Raw genomic sequence first — 20,159 nt, 5'->3', positions numbered from 1 at the left:
ACTAAATAACCTCCGGTGCCAGCGAGACGATCTTCATGAACTTCTTGTCACGAAGCTCACGACCGACCGGCCCGAAGATGCGGGTACCGCGGGGGTCCCCGTCAGCCTTCAGGATGACCGCTGCGTTCTCGTCGAACTTGATGTACGAGCCGTCTGGACGGCGCGTCTCCTTCTTGGTGCGAACGATGACCGCCTTGACGACGTCACCCTTCTTCACGTTGCCGCCGGGGATTGCATCCTTGACCGTCGCGACGATGACGTCGCCGAGGCCGGCGTAGCGACGGCCGGAGCCGCCGAGGACGCGAATCGTGAGCAGCGTCTTGGCGCCCGTGTTGTCGGCGACCTTGACCCTTGATTCCTGCTGAAGCATGTGTCTGTGTCCTTAATTCCTAAGTAGACCGCGGAAGGGCTACTTGGCCTTCTCGAGGATCTCGACCAGGCGCCAGCGCTTGGTGGCGCTCAGCGGACGGGTCTCGCTGATGACGACGAGGTCGCCGATGCCGGCCGAGTTCGTCTCGTCGTGAACCTTGCGCTTCTCGGTGCGGCGGATGACCTTGCCGTAGAGCGGGTGCTTCACGCGGTCCTCGACCTCGACGACGATGGTCTTGTCCATCTTGTCGGAGACGACGTAGCCACGCTGCGTCTTGCGGTAGCCGCGGACGACGGCCGGGGCGGTCGCCTTCTCTTCTGCCTTAGCCATTACTTGGACTCCTCGGTCTTCTCGGCCTCGGGAGCCGCGTCAGCAGCATCCTTCTTCGCCTTGGTCTTCTTCTCTGCCTTGGCAGGAGCCTCAACCGGGGCGGGGGTGGCACGGATGCCCAGCTCGCGCTCACGGATAACCGTGTAGATGCGAGCGATGTCGCGCTTGACGGCGCGCAGGCGTCCGTGGCTCTCGAGCTGGCCCGTGGCCGACTGGAACCGCAGGTTGAAGAGCTCTTCCTTGGCCTTCTTGAGCTCGTCGACGAGTCGCTCGTCTTCGAATGTGTCGAGCTCGCTGGTTGCGAGCTCCTTGGAACCGATCGCCATTATGCGTCGCCCTCCTCGCGCTTGATGATGCGCGCCTTCAGTGGAAGCTTGTGGATTGCACGGGTGAGTGCCTCGCGGGCGAGCGTCTCGTTGACGCCAGCGACCTCGAAGAGCACGCGGCCCGGCTTGACGTTGGCGACCCACCACTCGGGCGAACCCTTACCGGAACCCATTCGGGTCTCGGCGGGCTTCTTGGTCAGCGGGCGGTCGGGGTAGATGTTGATCCACACCTTTCCACCACGCTTGATGTGACGGGTCATGGCGATACGAGCAGCCTCGATCTGACGGTTCGTGACATACGCCGGCGTGATCGCCTGGATGCCGAACTCGCCGAAGGTCACCTTCGTGCCACCGGTGGCGTGACCGCTGCGGCTGGGGTGGTGCTGCTTGCGGAACTTGACCTTACGTGGGATCAACATTGTTATGCCTCAACTCCTGCTGCGACGGGCGCCTCAGCCTTGGGAGCAGCGCCGCGACGCGGACGGTCACGGTCACCGCGCTCGGGGCGCGACGACTTCTGGTTCGCCTGCTCGCGGGCGAGTTCCTTGTTGGTGATGTCACCCTTGTAGATCCACACCTTGACGCCGATGCGACCAAAGGTGGTGCGGGCCTCGTAGAAGCCGTAGTCGATGTTCGCGCGAAGCGTGTGCAGCGGCACACGACCCTCGCGGTAGAACTCCGAGCGGCTCATCTCGGCGCCGCCGAGACGACCGGACACCTGGATGCGAACACCCTTGGCGCCGGCGCGCTGGGCACCCTGGAGACCCTTGCGCATGGCGCGACGGAACGCGACACGGGCGCTGAGCTGCTCAGCGATGCCCTGGGCGACGAGCTGCGCCTCGGCCTCGGGGTTCTTGACCTCGAGGATGTTGAGCTGGATCTGCTTCTTCGTGAGCTTCTCGAGGTCGCCACGGATGCGCTCGGCCTCCGCGCCACGACGGCCGATGACGATGCCCGGGCGCGCCGTGTGGATGTCCACGCGGACGCGGTCACGGGTGCGCTCGATCTCGATGCGGGCGACGCCGGCACGGTCGAGGCTCGTCTTCAGCATGTTGCGGATGCGAACGTCCTCGGCAACGTAGTCGCTGTAACGCTGGCCCGGCTTGGTGCTGTCGGCGAACCACCGCGACACGTGGTCAGTGGTGATTCCCAGACGGAAACCGTAGGGATTTACTTTCTGGCCCATTACTTCTTCCCTGCCTTCGCAGTCGTCTTCTTCGCGTCGGCCTCGTCAGGCGTGGCCAGCACAACGGTGATGTGGCTGGTGCGCTTGAGGACCTGGAACGCACGTCCCTGCGCACGCGGCTGGAACCGCTTGAGCGTGGTGCCCTCGTCGACGTAGGCCTGGCTGATGTACAGGTCCTGCTCGTCGAGGAAGCTGTTGCTGGCATCCGCCTTGACCCGTGCGTTGGCGATCGCCGAGGCGACCAGCTTGTACACGGGCTCGCTCGCACCCTGGGGCGCGAACTTGAGGATGGCCAGGGCCTCGTGGGCCTGCTTGCCGCGGATCATGTTGACGACACGACGAGCCTTCATAGGGGTCACGCGGATGTGTCGCACGCGGGCGATCGACTCCACCATTTCTCTACCTCCTTCACCACCGCGATTAGCGGCGGCGACCCTTCTTGTCGTCCTTCACGTGTCCACGGAAGGTGCGGGTGGGAGCAAACTCTCCGAGCTTGTGCCCAACCATGGTCTCGGTGACGAACACCGGGATGTGCTTGCGACCGTCGTGCACCGCGATCGTGTGGCCGAGCATGGCCGGGACGATCATCGAGCGGCGCGACCAGGTCTTGATCACGTTCTTGCTGTTGGCCTCGTTCTGCGCGGCGACCTTGCGGAAAAGGTGCTCGTCGACGAAGGGGCCCTTTTTAAGACTGCGTGGCATTTTCTACCCTTTGTTCCTTTTCCTGGGCTACTTGCGCTTCTTGCCGACGTTGCGGCGACGAACGATGAGCTTGTCGCTCTCGCGGTTGGGCTTGCGGGTGCGGCCCTCGGACTGGCCCCAGGGGCTGACCGGGTGACGACCACCGGAGGTCTTGCCCTCACCACCACCGTGCGGGTGGTCGACCGGGTTCATCGCGACACCACGGACGGTCGGGCGGACGCCCTTCCAGCGCATACGGCCGGCCTTACCCCAGTTGATGTTCGACTGCTCGGCGTTGCCGACCTCGCCGATCGTCGCGCGGCAGCGGGCATCCACGTTGCGGATCTCACCGGAGGGCATACGCAGCTGGGCGTAGGGGCCGTCCTTGGCGACGAGACGCACGGAGGAACCAGCCGAGCGGGCGATCTTCGCGCCGCCACCGGGCTTGAGCTCGATGGCGTGGATGACGGTACCCACGGGGATGTTCTTGAGCGGGAGGTTGTTGCCCGGCTTGATGTCAGCGCCAGCACCCGACTCGACGATGTCGCCCTGCTTCAGCTTCTCCGGCGCGATGATGTAGCGCTTCGTGCCGTCGAAGTAGTGCAGGAGCGCGATGCGCGCCGTGCGGTTGGGGTCGTACTCGATGTGAGCGACCTTGGCGTTGATGCCGTCCTTGTCATTGCGACGGAAGTCGATGACGCGGTACTGACGCTTGTGGCCACCACCGATGTGACGCGTGGTGATGCGTCCGGCGTTGTTGCGGCCACCGGTCTTGGGCAGCGGGCGGAGCAGCGACTTCTCGGGCGTCGAACGGGTGATCTCAGCGAAGTCTGCGACCGAAGAACCGCGACGACCGGGGGTCGTGGGCTTGTACTTGCGAATTGCCATTGGTTATTCCTCTGCTCCCTAGCCGACAGCCGTGAAGATGTCGATGGAACCGGACTTGAGCGTCACGATCGCGCGCTTGGTGTTCTTGCGCTTGCCCATACCGAACTTGGTACGACGCGTCTTGCCCTGGCGGTTGAGCGTGTTGATGGACTCGACCTGCACGCCGAAGATCTTCTCGATCGCGAGCTTGATCTCGGTCTTGTTCGAGCGGGGGTCCACCTCGAAGGTGTACTTGCCCTGGTCGATCAGGCCGTAGCTCTTCTCAGAGACGACGGGCGCGATGATGACGTCGCGCGGGTCCTTGTATGTGGCGCTCATGCGCTCACCTCTTCCTTCTCGGCCTTGGGCGCGGTGAATGCCTCGAAGGCGCCCTTGGTGAAGACGATGTCATCGCTCACGAGCACGTCGTAGGCGTTGAGCTGGTCGTAGGGAAGCACGTGAACGGTCGGGATGTTCCGAACGCTCTTGTAGCTGATCTCGTCGCCGCGCTCGAGCACGATGAGGACGTGTTTGCTGGTGGCGATGTCGGCGAGGAGCGCGACGACCGACTTGGTCGAGGGCACGTCACCGAGGGCGAGGGACTCCACGATGTGAAGGCGTCCACCGCGGGCGCGGTCGGAGAGAGCTCCGCGAAGCGCTGCAGCGATCATCTTCTTGGGGGTGCGCTGCGCGTAGTCGCGCGGCACCGGTCCGTGCACGATTCCACCACCGCGGTGCTGCGGCATACGGATCGAGCCCTGACGGGCGCGGCCCGTGCCCTTCTGCTTGAAGGGCTTGGTGCCGGAACCCGAGACCTCGCCGCGACCCTTGGTCTTGTGCGTGCCCTGGCGGGCGGCGGCGCGCTGGGCGACGACGACCTGGTGGATGAGCGGAACGTTGGTCTGCACGTCGAACGTGTCAGCGGGAAGGTCGACCGTGCCGACCTTCTTGCCCTTCACGTCGATGACGTCGATTGCGGTAGCCATGAAGCTCAGGCTCCCTTCACTGCGTTGCGAACGAAAACGATGCGGCCACGAGCGCCGGGAACGGCACCCTTGACGAGCAGCAGGCCCTTCTCAGCGTCGACTGCCTGGACCGTGAGGCCCTGGACGGTCACGCGGTCGCCACCCATGCGGCCCGCCATGCGCATGCCCTTGAAGACACGGCTGGGGGTCGAGGAGGCGCCGATGGAGCCCGGCTTGCGGTGGTTGCGGTGCGCACCGTGCGATGCCGAGACGCCAGCGAAGTTGTGGCGCTTCATGACACCGGCGAAGCCCTTGCCCTTGCTGGTGCCGACGACGTCGACCTTCTGGCCGGCCTCGAACATGTCGACCGTGAGCTCCTGGCCGAGCGAGAACTCGGATGCGTCGGAGGTGCGGATCTCCGTGAGGTGGCGGCGCGGCGTAACACCGGCCTTGTCGAAGTGACCGGTGGCGGGCTTGTTGGCCTTGCGCGGGTCGATCTGGCCGTAGGCGATCTGGACAGCCTCGTAGCCGTCAACCTCGGGGGTGCGGACCTGCGTCACGACGTTGGGCGTGATCTCGATGACGGTCACGGGAATGAGCTTGTTGTTCGCATCCCAGACCTGGGTCATGCCGAGCTTCTTGCCCAGCAGGCCCTTTCGGGTCGTAGTAGTAGCCATGGTGATCCTTACAGCTTGATCTCGATGTTGACGTCGGCCGGCAGGTCGAGACGCATGAGCGAGTCGACAGCCTTCGGAGTCGGGTCAATGATGTCGATCAGGCGCTTGTGAGTGCGCTTCTCGAAGTGCTCGCGCGCGTCCTTGTACTTGTGAGGAGAGCGGATCACGACGACCACGTTCTTCTCCGTAGGAAGGGGCACCGGCCCGACAACCGTCGCGCCCGCACGGGTCACCGTGTCGACGATCTTGCGCGCCGAGCTGTCGATGACCTCGTGGTCATACGACTTAAGTCGGATGCGGATCTTCTGTCCCGCCATGTCTGACTCTCTCTCTTTAGTACCAAGTGCGCTTGTTCCACGCACACGCTGCGGAGCACTTCTGCTGTCGCACCACTGTTTTCATGTCAAACGCCGTGGCTCTTGACCACGGCACCGTGTCGACCCTCGAGCTCAGGCGCAAGCCTTTGCAGGCACACGGCTATCCGTGTGTTCATCGAGTGTCGATTAAGCTTTGTCCTGCTACCCGCGGCCTAGATGCCCCTGAGGGGCGAATCTATGCACTGCCTGGCAGTGATCCCAGCCCCGGTCGATCGTGCACCGGGCGGAAATGTTGAACTAGAAGAGTTTGCCACATTCCCCACCCACCTGCAACCCGGGCGTGTCGCGCGAGCGCGATGCCCAAGACATGCTCAGGAAAGCAGCTCCAGCAGCTGTGATTCGGCCGAGTTCACACGCTCTGGATCGATCGTCGCGCCGCGCTCGAAACGGTCGATCACGCGCGGGTCGATGTAGCTCTTGCGCGCGATCGTGGGCGTGTTTCCCAGCACTTCGGCCGCGGCATCCGCTGCGTGCTTGATCGCCCTCGCGCGAGCCCTGGCCGAGGCTTGCGGGCCGGACTGCGCAAGGCTCACGGCGGCTGCGATCGTGCCGTGGAGCGTGCGGAAGTCCTTCGCGGTGAAGTCTCCGCCCGTTCGGCACCGCACGTCGGCGTTGATCTCCTCGGGAGAGAGCGGATGCCACGCCTCACCGTCGAACCAGGCGAGCAGTCGCTCGTCTCCCCCGCGCCGCTTGAGCGTGCGGATGAGCCGCGCGAGGTCGGGGTCTTGGATGGACGACGACCATTCGATACCGTCCTTGGCGGGGAACTCGAGCGTCACGACACCATCGGAGGCGACTCGGGCGTGCCGCCCCAGCAGCGTTGACAGGCCATGGCTGCCATTGGCCTCGACGTACTGCTCGGAGCCGACCCGCAGACTCCCCCGGTCGAGCATCCGGAAGGCGCCCGCCAGCACACGCTCTCGCGAGGCGCCGTCCCCGCGGAGGTCCATCGTGACCTGTCGCCGCGCCGGCGTCAGCGCACCCGCGAGCTCCAGTGCGCGGTCGAACTTGACGCGGTCCTTCTGCTCCCGCCATTGCGGGTGGTACAGGTACTGGCGGCGACCCGCGGCATCCACGCCTGTCGCCTGTATGTGCCCGTTGGCGTGGGGACAGATCCATACATCGGTCCACGCGGGTGGGATCACTAGGTCTTCGATGCGCCGCCGAGTCTCAGCGTCGACGGGCTGGCCGAGCCTGTCGCAGTAGGAGAACCCCTTGCCCCTGCGCCGACGGGTGATGCCGGATGACGCGGTGTTCGAGCGGCGGAGGCGGGGCATGAGCTGAACGTACGCCAGCGACGCAGATGCGAACAGACGCCGAACATGCAGAAAGGCCCGCGACCGAAGTCGCGGGCCCTTCCGAGAGGTAACCGAAGTTACTTGACGATCTTCGTCACCTTACCGGCGCCGACGGTGCGGCCACCCTCACGGATGGCGAAGCCGAGGCCCTCCTCCATGGCGATCGGCTGGATCAGCTCGACCGTCATGTCGGTGGTGTCGCCGGGCATGACCATCTCAGTGCCCTCGGGCAGCTGGATGACGCCGGTGACGTCGGTGGTGCGGAAGTAGAACTGCGGACGGTAGTTCGCGTAGAACGGGTTGTGACGGCCACCCTCGTCCTTGGAAAGGATGTAGGCGGTGCCCTCGAACACGGTGTGCGGCGTGACCGAACCCGGCTTCACGACGACCTGGCCGCGCTCGACGTCCTCGCGCTTGGTGCCGCGGAGGAGCAGACCACAGTTCTCGCCGGCCCAGGCCTCGTCGAGCTGCTTGTGGAACATCTCGATACCCGTGACCGTGGTCTTCTGCGTCGGGCGGATGCCGACGATCTCGACCTCGGAGTTGATCGCGAGCGTGCCACGCTCGGCGCGACCCGTCACAACCGTTCCACGACCGGTGATCGTGAAGACGTCCTCGATCGGCATGAGGAACGGCTTGTCGCGGTCACGCTCGGGGTCGGGGATGTTGTCGTCAGCGGCCTGCATGAGGTCGACGATCGCGTTGACCCACTTCTCGTCGCCCTCGAGCGCCTTAAGAGCGGACACGCGGATGACGGGAGCGTCATCGCCGTCGAAGCCCTGGCTGGAGAGGAGCTCGCGAACCTCGAGCTCAACGAGCTCCAGGATCTCTTCGTCCTCGACCATGTCGGACTTGTTGAGCGCAACCATGAGGTAGGGCACGCCGACCTGGCGGGCGAGCAGCACGTGCTCACGCGTCTGGGCCATGGGGCCGTCGGTGGCGGCGACGACGAGGATCGCGCCGTCCATCTGAGCCGCACCCGTGATCATGTTCTTGACGTAGTCGGCGTGGCCGGGGGCGTCAACGTGCGCGTAGTGGCGCTTCGGGGTCTCGTACTCGATGTGCGAGATGTTGATCGTGATGCCGCGCTGGCGCTCTTCCGGCGCCGAGTCGATGGTGGCGAAGTCACGCTGCACGTTGGTCGCCGACGGGTACTTGTCAGCGAGAACCTTCGAGATCGCAGCCGACAGCGTGGTCTTGCCGTGGTCGACGTGACCGATGGTTCCGATGTTGACGTGCGGCTTGGTCCGCTCGAACTTGGCCTTAGCCACTATGGTCCTCCTCAGGACAATGGTGCAGGCATCCGAAAGCCTCGGATAGCTGCTGGGTGGAGTGTGTATTTATGTTACTCGGGGCGGGAGGCCCCTGCGAACTGGGGCTATTCGCCCTTGTTCTTCTGGACGATCTCGTCGGCAACAGCCTTCGGGACCTCCGCGTAGCTGTCGAAGGACATCGAGTACACCGCACGGCCGGAGGTCTTGGACCTCAGGTCGCCAACATACCCGAACATCTCTGACAGCGGTACCTTGGCCGAGACGACCTTGACACCGGTCGCGTCTTCCATGGACTGGATCTGTCCACGACGCGAGTTCAGGTCGCCGATGACGTCGCCCATGTACTCCTCGGGCGTACGCACCTCGACGGCCATGAGCGGCTCGAGCAGCACGGGGTTCGCCTTGCGAGCGGCCTCCTTGTAGGCCATCGAGCCGGCGATCTTGAACGCCATCTCCGAGGAGTCGACGTCGTGGTAGGCGCCATCGAGCAGCACGGCCTTGACACCCACGGTGGGGAAGCCCGCGAGGACACCCGTCTGCATGGCGTCCTTGATGCCGGCGTCGACCGAGGGGATGTACTCGCGCGGGACGCGACCACCGGTCACCTTGTCGACGAACTCGTACGAGCTCTCCGGAGTGACCTCCATCGGCTCGAGCGCGATCTGCACCTTCGCGAACTGACCGGAACCACCGGTCTGCTTCTTGTGGGTGTAGTCGTGCTTCTCGACCGTGCGGCGGATCGTCTCACGGTAGGCGACCTGGGGCTTGCCCACGTTGGCCTCAACCTTGAATTCGCGCTTCATGCGGTCGACAAGGATGTCAAGGTGGAGCTCACCCATGCCCTTGATGACGGTCTGGCCGGTCTCGTAGTTGAGCTCGACGCGGAACGTCGGGTCTTCTTCAGCGAGCTTCTGGATGGCCGTGCCGAGCTTCTCCTGGTCAGCCTTCGTCTTGGGCTCGATGGCGACCTCGATGACGGGCTCAGGGAACGTCATCGACTCGAGGACAACCTGCTGCTTCTCGTCGCAGAGGGTGTCACCCGTGGTCGTGTCCTTGAGGCCGATGACCGCGTAGATGTGGCCAGCCTGGACCCGATCGACCGGCATCTCCTTGTTGGCGTGCATCTGGAAGATCTTTCCGATGCGCTCCTTCTTGCCCTTGGTCGAGTTCGCAACGGCCGAGCCGCTCTCGATCGTGCCCGAGTAGACGCGAATGTAGGTGAGGCGACCGAAGAACGGGTGCACCGCAACCTTGAACGCGAGGGCCGCGAAGGGCTCGTCGGACGAAGCGTGACGCTCGATGACCTTCTCCTCGTCGCGCGGGTCGTGTGCCTCGATGGCACCGACGTCGAGCGGGTTGGGGAGGTAGTCGACGACCGCGTCGAGCATGGGCTGCACGCCGCGGTTCTTGAACGCGGAGCCACAGAGCACGGGGTAGATCTCGCTCGCGACGGTGAGCTTGCGGATCGCAGCCTTGATCTCGGCGACGGTCAGCTCTTCGCCACCGAAGTACTTCTCCATGAGCTCGTCGCTGGTCTCGGCGACCGTCTCGAGCAGCTTGGTGCGGTACTCGTCCGCCTTCTCCTTGAGCTCCTCGGGGATCTCCTTCGTCTCGTAGGAGGCGCCCATGGTGACGTCACCCTTCGAGTCTCCGGCCCAGACGAGTGCCTTCATCTCAACGAGGTCGACAACGCCGACGAAGTCGCTTTCGGAGCCGATGGGGAGCTGCATGACGAGCGGCTTGGCACCCAGGCGCTTGACGATCGTGTCAACCGTGAAGTAGAAGTCGGCGCCCAGCTTGTCCATCTTGTTGACGAAGCAGATGCGGGGCACGTCGTACTTGTCGGCCTGGCGCCAGACGGTCTCCGACTGGGGCTCGACGCCCTCCTTGCCGTCGAAGACGGCAACGGCACCGTCGAGCACGCGAAGCGAGCGCTCGACCTCGACCGTGAAGTCGACGTGGCCGGGGGTGTCGATGATGTTGATCTGGTTTTTGTTCCAGAAGCACGTCACAGCAGCGGACGTGATGGTGATGCCACGCTCCTGCTCCTGCTCCATCCAGTCGGTCGTCGCGCCACCGTCGTGGGTCTCGCCGAGCTTGTGGTTGACGCCCGTGTAGAACAGGATGCGCTCAGTCGTGGTGGTCTTGCCGGCATCGATGTGCGCCATGATGCCGATGTTGCGGACCTTGTTAAGGTCGGTGAGCACTTCCTGTGCCACGGTGGTCCTCCGAAAATTGGGGATGAACGATGATGGGGTGCCGCTCTGTCAGGGCGCGACGAATCCGACGCGCCCTGACAGCAAAGATGGTTACCAGCGGTAGTGCGAGAAGGCCTTGTTCGCCTCGGCCATCTTGTGGGTGTCCTCGCGACGCTTCACAGCGGCGCCGAGGCCGTTCGAGGCGTCGAGGATCTCGTTGGTGAGACGCTCGGTCATCGTCTTCTCACGACGACCCTTGGCGTAGGTCGTGAGCCAGCGAAGCGCCAGGGTGTTGGCGCGGTGCGGCTTGACCTCGACGGGCACCTGGTAGGTCGAACCACCGACGCGGCGGCTCTTGACCTCAAGCGTGGGGCGCACGTTGTCGAGCGCCTTCTTGAGCACCGTCACGGCATCCTGACCGCTCTTGGCCTCAACGGCCGCGAGTGCGTCGTAGACAATGCGCTCAGCGAGCGACTTCTTGCCGTCGAGCAGGATCTTGTTGACGAGCTGGCTGACGATGGGGGCGCCGTAGACCGGGTCGATCGCTACGGGGCGCTTAGGAGCTGGTCCCTTGCGAGGCATTACTTCTTCTCCATCTTCGCGCCGTAGCGGCTGCGAGCCTGCTTGCGGTTCTTGACGGCCTGCGTGTCGAGGGCGCCGCGAACGATCTTGTAGCGAACACCGGGGAGGTCCTTCACACGACCACCGCGGACGAGCACCATCGAGTGCTCCTGCAGGTTGTGGCCCTCACCGGGAATGTACGCGGTGACCTCGGTGCCGTTGGAGAGCTTGACACGAGCGACCTTGCGAAGCGCCGAGTTCGGCTTCTTCGGGGTGGTCGTGTAGACACGCGTGCACACGCCGCGCTGCTGGGGGTTGGCCTTCAGGGCGGGAGCCTTGGTCTTGGTGACCTTCGGCGAGCGACCCTTCCGGACCAACTGCTGAATAGTTGGCACTTCTTACTCCTTGGATATCCTGCACGGTGACAGTTGTTGCTTGCATGCATCCGCTTCGTCCCGAAGCCCGGGAATCTTGTGGATGCTGGACCCATCGTTGATCGCAGGCTCTCGCCTGGTTTCGGTGGTGGGTATGCCGTGGGAGCCCGGCGCGACCGTGAGGCCACGCCCGTAACTCGATTCCGGTTGGTGCCAGTTCATGCGTTCCCCGACGCCCGTCACGCTTTTGGGCACAGGGGAGCGCACAGCAATGCGCACACCCAGACAAGGATAGTCGGCGCTGGGGGCACGGTCAAATGGCGGTGGCCCGGGCATCCGCTGGCCTCTGGCTTGTGCCGACTTGGTTGAACGCGGCGAGGAGGCCTTAGCCGGCAGTAGCGCCGTAGCGTGTGCGGGACTCGGCGAGCTCGCGGTCGTAGGCGGCCCGGGCCTCGGCGTTGCGCGCCTTGACCTTGCGTCCGCGGGCGGCGATCGCGAGACCGAACCAGATGGCGACCTCGCGTGCGACGACGACAGCGACGACGAGCGGTGCGCTCACGGCGAGGCGGAGGAACATCTCCTGGCCCTCGGCGGGCGTCAGGGCGACCGCGTTGCTGAGCAGCATGATGATGCCGATTGACGCGAAGTAGGTGGCCGCCGCAACGACGAGGCTGCCGAGCACCCAGGCCCACCAGCCGGCGCGGTTGATGAGGAGCACCGCGAGCACGAAGACCACGAGGAACGTGATCGTCGGCACGAGGAAGCCGCTCGACAGGAGGAAGCGGGGGATGTCGAAGGCACGGTCCGCGGCGGCGTAGGCGATCGCCGTGATGAGGCTGTGCAGGAGACCGAAGGCGATCGTGCCCAGGACGGCGAAGAGGGTACCGATCCCGCGGTTGCTGCGCTTCTTGGGCGGCGTCGGGGCTGTGACATAGACCGTCTGAGGAGACGCAGGGGCCGAACTCACGACCGGGTCGGACACAGGGTACGCGGATGCGGCGGGCGCGTCGGATGCCGGCGCGTGCGCCTCTGCGGCGGGTGTGGGCGTCTCCGATGTGGCCGGCGGCGTGACTCCCTGCGGGAGCGGCGCCGCCTCTGCGGCGACTGTCGGCTCGGAGGGATCCTTCGACTCGGGCTCGTCCGCATATGTCGCGTGCGTGGCTGTCGGGTCTGCAACCGGTTCGGCGCTCGACGGCTCCGTGCGCGCGTCGAAGAGACCGGCGGAGGGCGCAGGCTCGACGAGCGGCTCTGGCTCGATCTCCGTAGTCGGCGTGCCGTGGGAGTCTGCGCTGGCGTCGGCGTTCGGTTCCGCGAGCGGAGCCGGCTCCCCCAGACCGTCGGCGTCTGACTCGTCGGCCGCTGCGTCGCCTGGAGCCGCGGCATCCGTCTGCGTGGTCTCGACGTCCGTTGCGGGGGTGCCAGCGAGCTGATCGGCGATGTCGGACTTTGGGTGCTTGTCGTCAGGCGCGTTGCTCATGAGGGCTCCTCTTCGTCGGCACGCCGCGGCGGCGCGTCGCCCATGCTAGCAACGCCCCCGAACGCGGGACAGGAGGCGTGCCGTCTATTCCGGGGCCGGACCGTCACTCTCTGCTGGCGTGCCTGCGGGCGAGCCTGTAGTTGCAACCGGAATCACGGTGCCAGCGTCCAGGAGCACGAACATCTGGCCCGTCACGACCGTGGATTCCCCCGCCTTGTACTTGACGTCGCCAACGAGCGTGAGGCGCTCGCTCAACTGGAGTTGCTCTACTGCCGCGAGCATCTGCAGGTGGTCGCCGATGATTTCGAAGGTAAGAGCGATCGTGAAGAAGTTCTCCGGCGTCACACTCCCGAGGGCATCCGCATACTCAGGGTCGGCCGAAGGTCCGCTCGCTTCGGCAGTCTCGGCGGCAGCTTCTAGCGGGGCATACCGAGTCGGACCTTCCAGCCCCGTCACCTTGATGATCGTGCCTGTGGCCTCCGCGACTGCATCGAGGCGACGCAAAATGGCGGAGAGTTCGATGTCGTCAGGGATTGAAGCGCGCACGAGTTCCAGGTCCGCCTCGAGTTCCTCTTCGCGGTCGGCGAGCTCCATGAGCCCCTTGAGAGTGGTTTCATGAATCGCGTTCTGCGTTTCGACCGTCTCGCGCTCATCGTCGGCGGCGCGCGCTTCTGCCAGTCGCGGCGAGATCGCCACGAACCAGGTGCCAGCCAGCAAGCCTGCGATCACTACGACCGCGATGAGGATGCTCAGTCGCTTGATGGAGTTCACTGGGTTCCCTCCTCTGTCTCAGGGCGAGGTGTCAAGAAGTAGCGCCGTTCGAACTGGCTCTCGTCAACGTGGACAATCACAACCGCTTCGTAGACTCCGGTCGTTTCGTCGAGCACGGCTCCCCCGAACGACACACCGGCGACCTGGGGAAGTTCCGCCAGTCGGTCGGCCCAGTCGGCGATGGTCCTCACGCGGTCGAACCTCAGTTTGAACTCGATGGTGGCCTGCGAGGTGATCTGCAGGTCCTCAGGAGCTGCCGGCGCCTCGCCGACGACATAGGAGTCGATATTCAGCTCCATCAGCTCCTCACCCGCAGGCAGGACCGCCAGCGCAGCGTCCACGATGGGCTTCCACATGATCTCGTTGCCGGATGCGACGATGCGGGCATCCTGAGCGGCTTCCACGGTCTGCTTCAACTGGCGAACGTCAGAGAACGCGGCCTGGTTTCTCAGCAGTTCCTGAGTGCGCTCTTGCTCGGCGGCCAGCCGCACCTGTGACGTCACGGCGAGCGACGTCGCCCCGACGTACGCGACAACACAGACGACGATCACCATGACAACGAGGAGGACCAGGCTGCGGATGGTGCGACGCGCCTTCTTCTTCTCGCGGATCTCGGGCGGGAGGAAGTCGATCCTGGGTTCGCCGCCAACGACGACGACGTTGTCCTTGGCGCTCATGCCTTGCTCCCCAGGGCGAGTCCGAGTGCGACCGAGTAGCTGTCGGAATGGCCGATGCCCGCCTCGGCAGACTTCGCGACCTTGACGCCACTGAAGGAGTCGTTCGCGACGACGGCGACACGTGTCAGTTCAAAGAGTGCAGCCGAGAAGCCTGGCAGCTGCGCCCCGCCACCCGTCAGCACGATCCGCACGATCGGGTCGTTGGGGTGAGAGTTGACGAAGTAGTTGAGCGTGTTGCGGAGGCCGTTGAGCAGCTGGCCTGTCGACTCGTAGATGACCTCGATCGCGGGACGATGCTCGGGTGCGGCACCCGCCGTGATGATGCCGAGCCGGCGCTTGACCTGCTCCGCGATGTCGTGTGCCATGTCGAGGCGCTGCACGAGCGCGGTCGTGATGTCGTCGCCGCCCGCGGGGATGATGCGCACGAACTGCGGGATGCCATTGGTCGCGATCACAACGTTGGTGGTCGTCGCGCCGATGTCGATGAGGGCCGTCGTGCCCTGCGATTGTTCACCGCGAACATGCACGCGCGTGAGTGCGAAGGGAATGAGGTCGACCTCGACGGGTGCGAGTCCGGCGAGCTCGACCGCGTTGACGTTGGCCATGACGGCGTCCTTGATGGCGGCGACGAGGAGGCCGTTGATGACGGGGCCGTTCTCTCCCTCCGCCTCGGAGACGGGGTAGAAGTCGAGGAGGGCATCCGCAACCGGCACCGGCAGCATCTCCTGCACCTGGAACGGGAGGGACTCGCGGATGCGGGCCAGCGGCATCCGGGGCACCGTGAGGTCACGGGCCAGCACTCGCTGGTTACCCATGCCGAGGGCGACCGACTTGCTCTTGAAGCCACCCTCGCTCCACAGCCGCTTGAGGCTCGCCGAGACGGTGTGAACCTCGAGCACGTCACCGCTGCGGGCAGCACCCTCAGGCAGCGGCACCTCATGGAATCGCTCGATCGTCGGGCGCGCGCCCGCAGGATCGAGCACCTCGACGGCGCGGATCGCATCGTTGCCGATGTCGACCCCCACTATGCGTTTGGCCATGGTTCAGCCCTTCCCCCCAATTACGCGTTCGACCTTCAGGCCAGGCCGAACAGTGACAGATATGACCGCCACAGGATCTCCCCCATGAAGACCCCCACCCACGCGCCCCCCAACATCCAGGGCCCGAATGGAATCCCACTCTTGCGGTTCACTCGGCGAAGCGCAAGCAAAACGATCGAAAAGAGACCCCCCAGAACGAAGGCCGCGAATGCGCCGACCAGGAGGGCTCCCCAGCCGATCCAGCCGAGGTAGAGACCGAGCACCCCAGCGAGCTTGACGTCGCCGAGTCCCATGCCGCCGGGGTAGGCGAGCGCCATCACGAGGTAGGCGACGAACATGGCGGCCATCGCGATGAGGGCGCGGATGATGGCATCCGGCGTGCCGGCGAGCACGGATGCGACGACCAGTAGCGCTCCCCCGACGAGGTATGCGGGCAGCACGATGCGGTTGGGCAGCGTGTGGGTGTCGAGGTCGATGAAGGCGAGCGCGATCGAGATGGACGCCAGATAGAGGAATGCGACGAGCGCCACGAGTTGCGCGGGCATGGCCTCGGGCATGACTGGGCCGATCGGACTGAGCATCCAGGCGGCGACTGCCGCGAAGACGGCCCCGGTCAGCAGTTCTACGGCCGGGTAGCGGGGTGAGATCTTCTCGCCGCAGTCACGGCAGCGCCCGCGCAGGAGCACCCAGCCGAACACGGGCACGTTGTCACGCCAGCGGATGGGGTGCCCGCACTTGGGGCACGCGCTGCCCTTCTCGCTGAGCGACTCCCGTCGCGGCACCCGCCAGATGACCACGTTGAGGAAGGACCCGATGATGAGACCAAGGATGCCGGCCAAGACGATCACGGTGGCCGCCACGGCGGGGTCAGCGGCCAACGTCAGGGCGATCATCGATAGGTGCCATCCGGGTTGAATACGGGGTTGACCTCAACCCACGTGGAAACACCATAGGTGGTACTCGCCGGCGTCAGGAACTTGGGCGGCGCGGTGTAGCGGAATTTCTTGTCATAGACGTAGTCCTTCGTGTAACCGCTCTGCCAACGCACAACGCCGCGGAACATCTGGGCGATGGACCCATACACACGCAGGTCGCCACGGTTTCCGGACGTGACGTCCGTGTTCTGCACCATGAAGGTGTGCTGTACCGAGAGTATGGCCGCTTGGATGGACCGGTTGGTGTTGCAGTAGCCAGAGATGCAGTTGCCCGAGTACGCGCGCATACCGCTGGACATTCCGATATAGCTCTTGTTGCGCACGGGGTTCCAAACAATGACCGCATTCTGGCCGACAAGGCCAAGGGCGTCGCGGTCGACATCGTCGTAGGTGACGTCGCCCACAACGTAGATGTTGTTCTCCGCCGTCACTGTGACGCGCCCCTCGAGCACTCCGCTTATGAAGACGTCACCGTTGCGACACATGTAGGCGTTGTCGGGCGCATCTTCGTTGTTCACGGGATAGCCGAGGTTGTTGCGGTTCACCGTGCCCGAGCACGCTGCCGGGGCAGAGTACCCACCCCCAAGACGCAGCGACGTGCTCGGGGAGGAGTAGTTGACGTCTGACGCGAGGCCGGGCACGTTCTGCACAAAGATCAGGTTGTTGTTCGGCACCGCGATGCGCTGGCCGTTCATGTGGCCGAGCCGTCCCGACGATGTGCCTGGCGTGCCACAGTAATTAGCCGTCGGTGTGTTCGGATTACGACCCGGCCCCGATGCCTGCACCTGCGTGAACTTCGTCCAAGGCGACCTGACCGTCATGGTGCCGTCGCTGTGGAACTGGATGCTCGTGGGCCCCGTGTAGAGGCATCCTGGAAGCGGCACCTCGGTGGGCAGGTCGAAACGCGTCTCCTTGCGCATCTCCGAGTTGGTCGGCGGGATGGGCAGGTTGCCCGCATAGGTCGGCGCGACGCCACCCGCGAAGTTCGGCGTGCACGAACCAGCGGTCGCCTTCTCGTACTTGATCGCAGGCGGAGCCGGATTGTAGGCAGTAGTCACTGGACTGCGGAAGGTCGCCCCACATTCGATGACCATGCGGTCATTGGAGTGGACGGGCCCATCGATCTCGTCGCCGGAGGCAAAGTTGATCTTGCTGCAGGATGAGGGGCGGCCCTCGTAGGCGTAGGCGTAGCAGGCGCTGGACGTGTTGAACGGGTCGATCGTCTCGTAATTGGTGAAGTAGACGTAGTCGACGAAGCCGCTCTGCTTGAGGTCGGCGTAGATCGTGCGAGTCACGTCTCCCACTCGCCCCGTCGAGCGAAGCGTCAATGCCCCATTCGTGTAGTAGCTCGAGTTGTTGACCTCGTAACGGAAGTGCGCCGTACCATCGCTGCCGGGTACCTCGGCCCAGGTGCCAGCAGTGCCTAAGCCGAACGCTGGGTTCGGCACGTGCGGCGTCGAGACAGAACTCGCCGGCGAGGCCGTGAACGGAGATGCGGCGTTGCCGAACCGAACATAGCTTGGGTCATTGGCGAGCTTGCTCTGGTAGTCCTCGACGCCCGCATAGGCGGCAGCGAGTGCGCCGTTCCAGTCCTGATCGTTGTGGGACTTCTTCATGGTGCCGACCGAGACCGCGATGCCCGCGATGACGAAGGTGGCGAGGACGGCGGTGATGGCGATGACGGTCACCATCGCGATGCCGTCCTCCGCGCCGCCCCACAGTCGAAGTCGAAGAGCTCGTAGGCGGATCATCCGTTCAGCCCCAATCTGGAGTCGGTCAGGTTCGGCATCCCTACGCGATTCTGCAGAGTCACGGGCGGGGTGCGCGCCGTATCATCGGCCTGCACCGTCATCGTGACCCTTACCGTCGCGATATTGCCTCGCTGGTCGGCCGGCACCGGGGTCGCCATCTCGTTGCCGTTCGAATCGAGGTAAGTGAAGAGGTAAGACTGGCCCGCGGCGACCTGCGCGGCCGTCGGAGCGATGATCTTGCGGGCGACGACTCGGCTCGACGCGACGGGTGCCGTGACAGCGGGAAATGTCCAAGGTGCCGAGGATGACGAGGGGTTCCAGCGGGACTCGCGAAGCTGGCGGTCCCCATCGATGCTGAGGCGTACCCTGATGGGCTTTGGGCTCGTCGCAGTGTCAGCCAGGTACGTGTACATGATGAGTTCCTCACGCTCGGCACGCACGAAGATCGCACGGTCCGGCTGCGTGAGCGTCGTGCCCGAACGAATGACCTTCGTCACGGAGTTCATGCCTATCGCCGCGACGTTCGTGCTGTCGGCTGCCGAACGCTCCTTATGGAAGGTCTGCGAGAAGGAGACCACGAATGTCAACACGAGAGTCATCAGAATGCCGAAGACTGCCATCGCAGTGATGAGCTCGGGAAGGCTGAAGCCGTTCTCGTCGTGGCGCAGGCGACCCGCATTCAAGACGCTCACGGTGCGGGCACTCTCGGGTCGAGTGTCACGGAGGTAACCGCGTTGTATGGCCACGTTGCCCTCGAGATGTCCCATGCCCCGTAGGGGAGAGCCAATGTGCGGGCACCCCCGCCGCCTGCGGGGAAGGTGAGCGTCACGGGGCTGCTGCAGTCTCCTCCTGCCGCGCCGGCGCGAGACACCGCGCGGAGCTGCCAACCCGAAGCACCCGTGACCGTCACCGTCGCCATGGGAACGTCAACGCTGACGGAGTCGCCTGGCTGACTCGGTACGGGCTCGAGCGGAGCAGGGACCAGTGATCCGTCGGGGCTTGCGGGCCAGTTGGCGGGGTCAGCGGCGGGGCAGGTTGCTGCGTCGCCTGCCACCACTGTGTAACCGGCCGAGCGCGGATACATGTTGTGCGACGAACCGGTGGCCACATGCGTGCGATAGGTGTTGATGAAGCTGAACTTGTGCGGCGACGGAGACTCGGCCGCTCCCGGCCCAGCGAGTGCGGGAACCGCTATCGAGTACCGTGCGGCCTCGTCGTATTCGAACGCGAGAGAGGTGGTCGACCCGGGCGTGATGACAACCCCCGAACGAGAGGCGGTCGGCTCGTTCTTCTCGTTGACATGCCCACTCTTCGCGAGGTTGACCGTGTACGTACCTGGATTGACCTTGAGCGCGAAGGCGCATCCGAGCGAGTCGGTTGGGGCCACGGACGAACCGAGGCCAGGCGAGGCGGATACGGCGACGCCCTGCGTGCCGGTGCCGTCGGAGCTGATGACCGACATGAGGATGGTGCCCTTGGTCGGATCATTGACACGCTCGGTGGGGTTGATGACGGTGTCCGCCCGAGCAGGACGATTGGACCGCATGTTGTCCCAGGTCACCTCGACGTTGACCTTCTTGTACTGCAGCTTCTCCCCCGCCGGCGAGGCACCGCAGCTGAGACTCGACGCCGCATCGCTCACCCACTCGACCGTTCGAGTGATGACGTACCTGTCGCCGTTGAGCTCACGGACCGAGGTCGTCGGCACGAGGTCGTTGACGATGTCGCTCACCCCACGAGCCGCGTCGATTTCCTCAGCGGCGAGGTTGGTGGCGACCTGGCGTGCTCGATTGTCGCGGGAGACGGCGAGGATTGATAGGAGCGAGTACATGATGCCGGTCGAGACAAGGGCGAAGATGAACATCGCCATGACGACCTCGATGAGGGAGAAGCCTCCCTCATGCCGGCAATCGAGCCTGCGTCGAATCGTCTGGAACATCCTCACCCCCCGGTTGGATTGATGCTGCTGGTGTGCGTCCCCCCGGACGCGAATGCGGGCCGCCGCCGGAGCGACGGCCCGCATC

Annotated in this window: 25 protein-coding genes; all 25 read right to left on the bottom strand. The window is 64.8% G+C overall.

Annotated elements, in window-relative coordinates:
• Position 1: 1 nt before the first annotated feature.
• Positions 2 to 370: a 50S ribosomal protein L14 gene (gene rplN / locus ACIQK7_RS07645; RefSeq protein WP_147720272.1), complete on the bottom strand. Its 369-nt coding sequence runs from the start codon at positions 368 to 370 to the stop codon at positions 2 to 4.
• A gap of 39 nt (positions 371 to 409) precedes the next feature.
• A complete protein-coding gene (gene rpsQ / locus ACIQK7_RS07640) occupies positions 410 to 700 on the bottom strand; it encodes a 30S ribosomal protein S17 (RefSeq protein WP_147720271.1) in 291 nt (96 codons plus the stop codon).
• Positions 700 to 1,026, bottom strand: coding sequence for a 50S ribosomal protein L29 (gene rpmC / locus ACIQK7_RS07635; RefSeq protein WP_403022906.1), 327 nt, complete (start codon positions 1,024 to 1,026; stop codon positions 700 to 702). Before rpmC ends, rpsQ begins: the two co-directional genes overlap by 1 nt.
• Positions 1,026 to 1,445: a 50S ribosomal protein L16 gene (rplP, locus tag ACIQK7_RS07630; protein WP_147720269.1), complete on the bottom strand. Its 420-nt coding sequence runs from the start codon at positions 1,443 to 1,445 to the stop codon at positions 1,026 to 1,028. The genes rpmC and rplP overlap by 1 nt, the downstream gene beginning before the upstream one ends.
• Before the next feature lie 2 nt (positions 1,446 to 1,447).
• A complete protein-coding gene (gene rpsC, locus ACIQK7_RS07625) occupies positions 1,448 to 2,212 on the bottom strand; it encodes a 30S ribosomal protein S3 (RefSeq protein ID WP_147720268.1) in 765 nt (254 codons plus the stop codon).
• Complete coding sequence (gene rplV / locus ACIQK7_RS07620; protein WP_147720267.1) at positions 2,212 to 2,607, bottom strand: 50S ribosomal protein L22; 396 nt, start codon at positions 2,605 to 2,607, stop codon at positions 2,212 to 2,214. The genes rpsC and rplV overlap by 1 nt, the downstream gene beginning before the upstream one ends.
• Before the next feature lie 25 nt (positions 2,608 to 2,632).
• Positions 2,633 to 2,914, bottom strand: coding sequence for a 30S ribosomal protein S19 (gene rpsS / locus ACIQK7_RS07615; RefSeq protein ID WP_147720266.1), 282 nt, complete (start codon positions 2,912 to 2,914; stop codon positions 2,633 to 2,635).
• Positions 2,915 to 2,941: 27 nt separating this feature from the next.
• A complete protein-coding gene (gene rplB, locus ACIQK7_RS07610; RefSeq protein WP_147720265.1) occupies positions 2,942 to 3,781 on the bottom strand; it encodes a 50S ribosomal protein L2 in 840 nt (279 codons plus the stop codon).
• A gap of 18 nt (positions 3,782 to 3,799) precedes the next feature.
• Entirely contained in the window at positions 3,800 to 4,099 is a 300-nt protein-coding gene (gene rplW / locus ACIQK7_RS07605; RefSeq protein ID WP_147720264.1) for a 50S ribosomal protein L23, read from the bottom strand.
• Positions 4,096 to 4,746, bottom strand: a complete 651-nt coding sequence (gene rplD, locus ACIQK7_RS07600) for a 50S ribosomal protein L4 (protein ID WP_325210186.1) — start codon at positions 4,744 to 4,746, stop codon at positions 4,096 to 4,098. The genes rplW and rplD overlap by 4 nt, the downstream gene beginning before the upstream one ends.
• Before the next feature lie 5 nt (positions 4,747 to 4,751).
• Positions 4,752 to 5,402 carry a 50S ribosomal protein L3 gene (rplC, locus tag ACIQK7_RS07595; RefSeq protein ID WP_403022898.1) on the bottom strand — a complete coding sequence of 217 codons (651 nt, stop codon included), beginning with the start codon at positions 5,400 to 5,402 and terminating at the stop codon, positions 4,752 to 4,754.
• Between the two features lie 8 nt (positions 5,403 to 5,410).
• Positions 5,411 to 5,719, bottom strand: a complete 309-nt coding sequence (rpsJ, locus tag ACIQK7_RS07590; RefSeq protein WP_147720261.1) for a 30S ribosomal protein S10 — start codon at positions 5,717 to 5,719, stop codon at positions 5,411 to 5,413.
• Between the two features lie 371 nt (positions 5,720 to 6,090).
• Entirely contained in the window at positions 6,091 to 7,056 is a 966-nt protein-coding gene (locus ACIQK7_RS07585) for a DNA topoisomerase IB (protein WP_403022895.1), read from the bottom strand.
• Positions 7,057 to 7,154: 98 nt separating this feature from the next.
• The gene (gene tuf / locus ACIQK7_RS07580; protein ID WP_325210188.1) at positions 7,155 to 8,348 is read right to left on the bottom strand and encodes an elongation factor Tu; all 1,194 of its coding nucleotides are present in this window, start codon (positions 8,346 to 8,348) and stop codon (positions 7,155 to 7,157) included.
• A 107-nt stretch (positions 8,349 to 8,455) separates the two neighbouring features.
• Entirely contained in the window at positions 8,456 to 10,570 is a 2,115-nt protein-coding gene (gene fusA / locus ACIQK7_RS07575; RefSeq protein ID WP_403022892.1) for an elongation factor G, read from the bottom strand.
• A 90-nt stretch (positions 10,571 to 10,660) separates the two neighbouring features.
• Positions 10,661 to 11,131, bottom strand: a complete 471-nt coding sequence (rpsG, locus tag ACIQK7_RS07570; protein WP_325210190.1) for a 30S ribosomal protein S7 — start codon at positions 11,129 to 11,131, stop codon at positions 10,661 to 10,663.
• Positions 11,131 to 11,505 (bottom strand): 30S ribosomal protein S12, encoded by a 375-nt coding sequence (gene rpsL, locus ACIQK7_RS07565; RefSeq protein WP_055787040.1) that lies wholly within the window; start codon positions 11,503 to 11,505, stop codon positions 11,131 to 11,133. Before rpsL ends, rpsG begins: the two co-directional genes overlap by 1 nt.
• A gap of 364 nt (positions 11,506 to 11,869) precedes the next feature.
• Complete coding sequence (locus ACIQK7_RS07560; RefSeq protein ID WP_403022887.1) at positions 11,870 to 12,961, bottom strand: hypothetical protein; 1,092 nt, start codon at positions 12,959 to 12,961, stop codon at positions 11,870 to 11,872.
• Positions 12,962 to 13,045: 84 nt separating this feature from the next.
• The gene (locus ACIQK7_RS07555) at positions 13,046 to 13,732 is read right to left on the bottom strand and encodes a hypothetical protein (protein WP_403022884.1); all 687 of its coding nucleotides are present in this window, start codon (positions 13,730 to 13,732) and stop codon (positions 13,046 to 13,048) included.
• Positions 13,729 to 14,409 carry a hypothetical protein gene (locus ACIQK7_RS07550; RefSeq protein WP_403022881.1) on the bottom strand — a complete coding sequence of 227 codons (681 nt, stop codon included), beginning with the start codon at positions 14,407 to 14,409 and terminating at the stop codon, positions 13,729 to 13,731. Before ACIQK7_RS07550 ends, ACIQK7_RS07555 begins: the two co-directional genes overlap by 4 nt.
• Entirely contained in the window at positions 14,406 to 15,449 is a 1,044-nt protein-coding gene (gene pilM, locus ACIQK7_RS07545; protein WP_403022879.1) for a type IV pilus assembly protein PilM, read from the bottom strand. Before pilM ends, ACIQK7_RS07550 begins: the two co-directional genes overlap by 4 nt.
• 35 nt (positions 15,450 to 15,484) lie before the next feature.
• The gene (locus ACIQK7_RS07540; protein WP_403022876.1) at positions 15,485 to 16,342 is read right to left on the bottom strand and encodes a prepilin peptidase; all 858 of its coding nucleotides are present in this window, start codon (positions 16,340 to 16,342) and stop codon (positions 15,485 to 15,487) included.
• On the bottom strand, positions 16,339 to 18,135 hold the full coding sequence (locus ACIQK7_RS07535; RefSeq protein WP_403022873.1) for a hypothetical protein: 1,797 nt from the start codon (positions 18,133 to 18,135) through the stop codon (positions 16,339 to 16,341). Before ACIQK7_RS07535 ends, ACIQK7_RS07540 begins: the two co-directional genes overlap by 4 nt.
• Entirely contained in the window at positions 18,132 to 18,827 is a 696-nt protein-coding gene (locus ACIQK7_RS07530) for a prepilin-type N-terminal cleavage/methylation domain-containing protein (RefSeq protein ID WP_403022871.1), read from the bottom strand. Before ACIQK7_RS07530 ends, ACIQK7_RS07535 begins: the two co-directional genes overlap by 4 nt.
• Positions 18,824 to 20,074 carry a prepilin-type N-terminal cleavage/methylation domain-containing protein gene (locus ACIQK7_RS07525; RefSeq protein WP_403022868.1) on the bottom strand — a complete coding sequence of 417 codons (1,251 nt, stop codon included), beginning with the start codon at positions 20,072 to 20,074 and terminating at the stop codon, positions 18,824 to 18,826. The genes ACIQK7_RS07530 and ACIQK7_RS07525 overlap by 4 nt, the downstream gene beginning before the upstream one ends.
• Positions 20,075 to 20,159: the final 85 nt, after the last annotated feature.

This window comes from Salinibacterium sp. GXW1014 (assembly GCF_044769865.1).
Classification (GTDB): domain Bacteria; phylum Actinomycetota; class Actinomycetes; order Actinomycetales; family Microbacteriaceae; genus Homoserinimonas.
The sequence above is the reverse complement of the archived record's forward strand: the minus strand, read 5'-3'. Positions and strand labels throughout refer to the sequence as shown.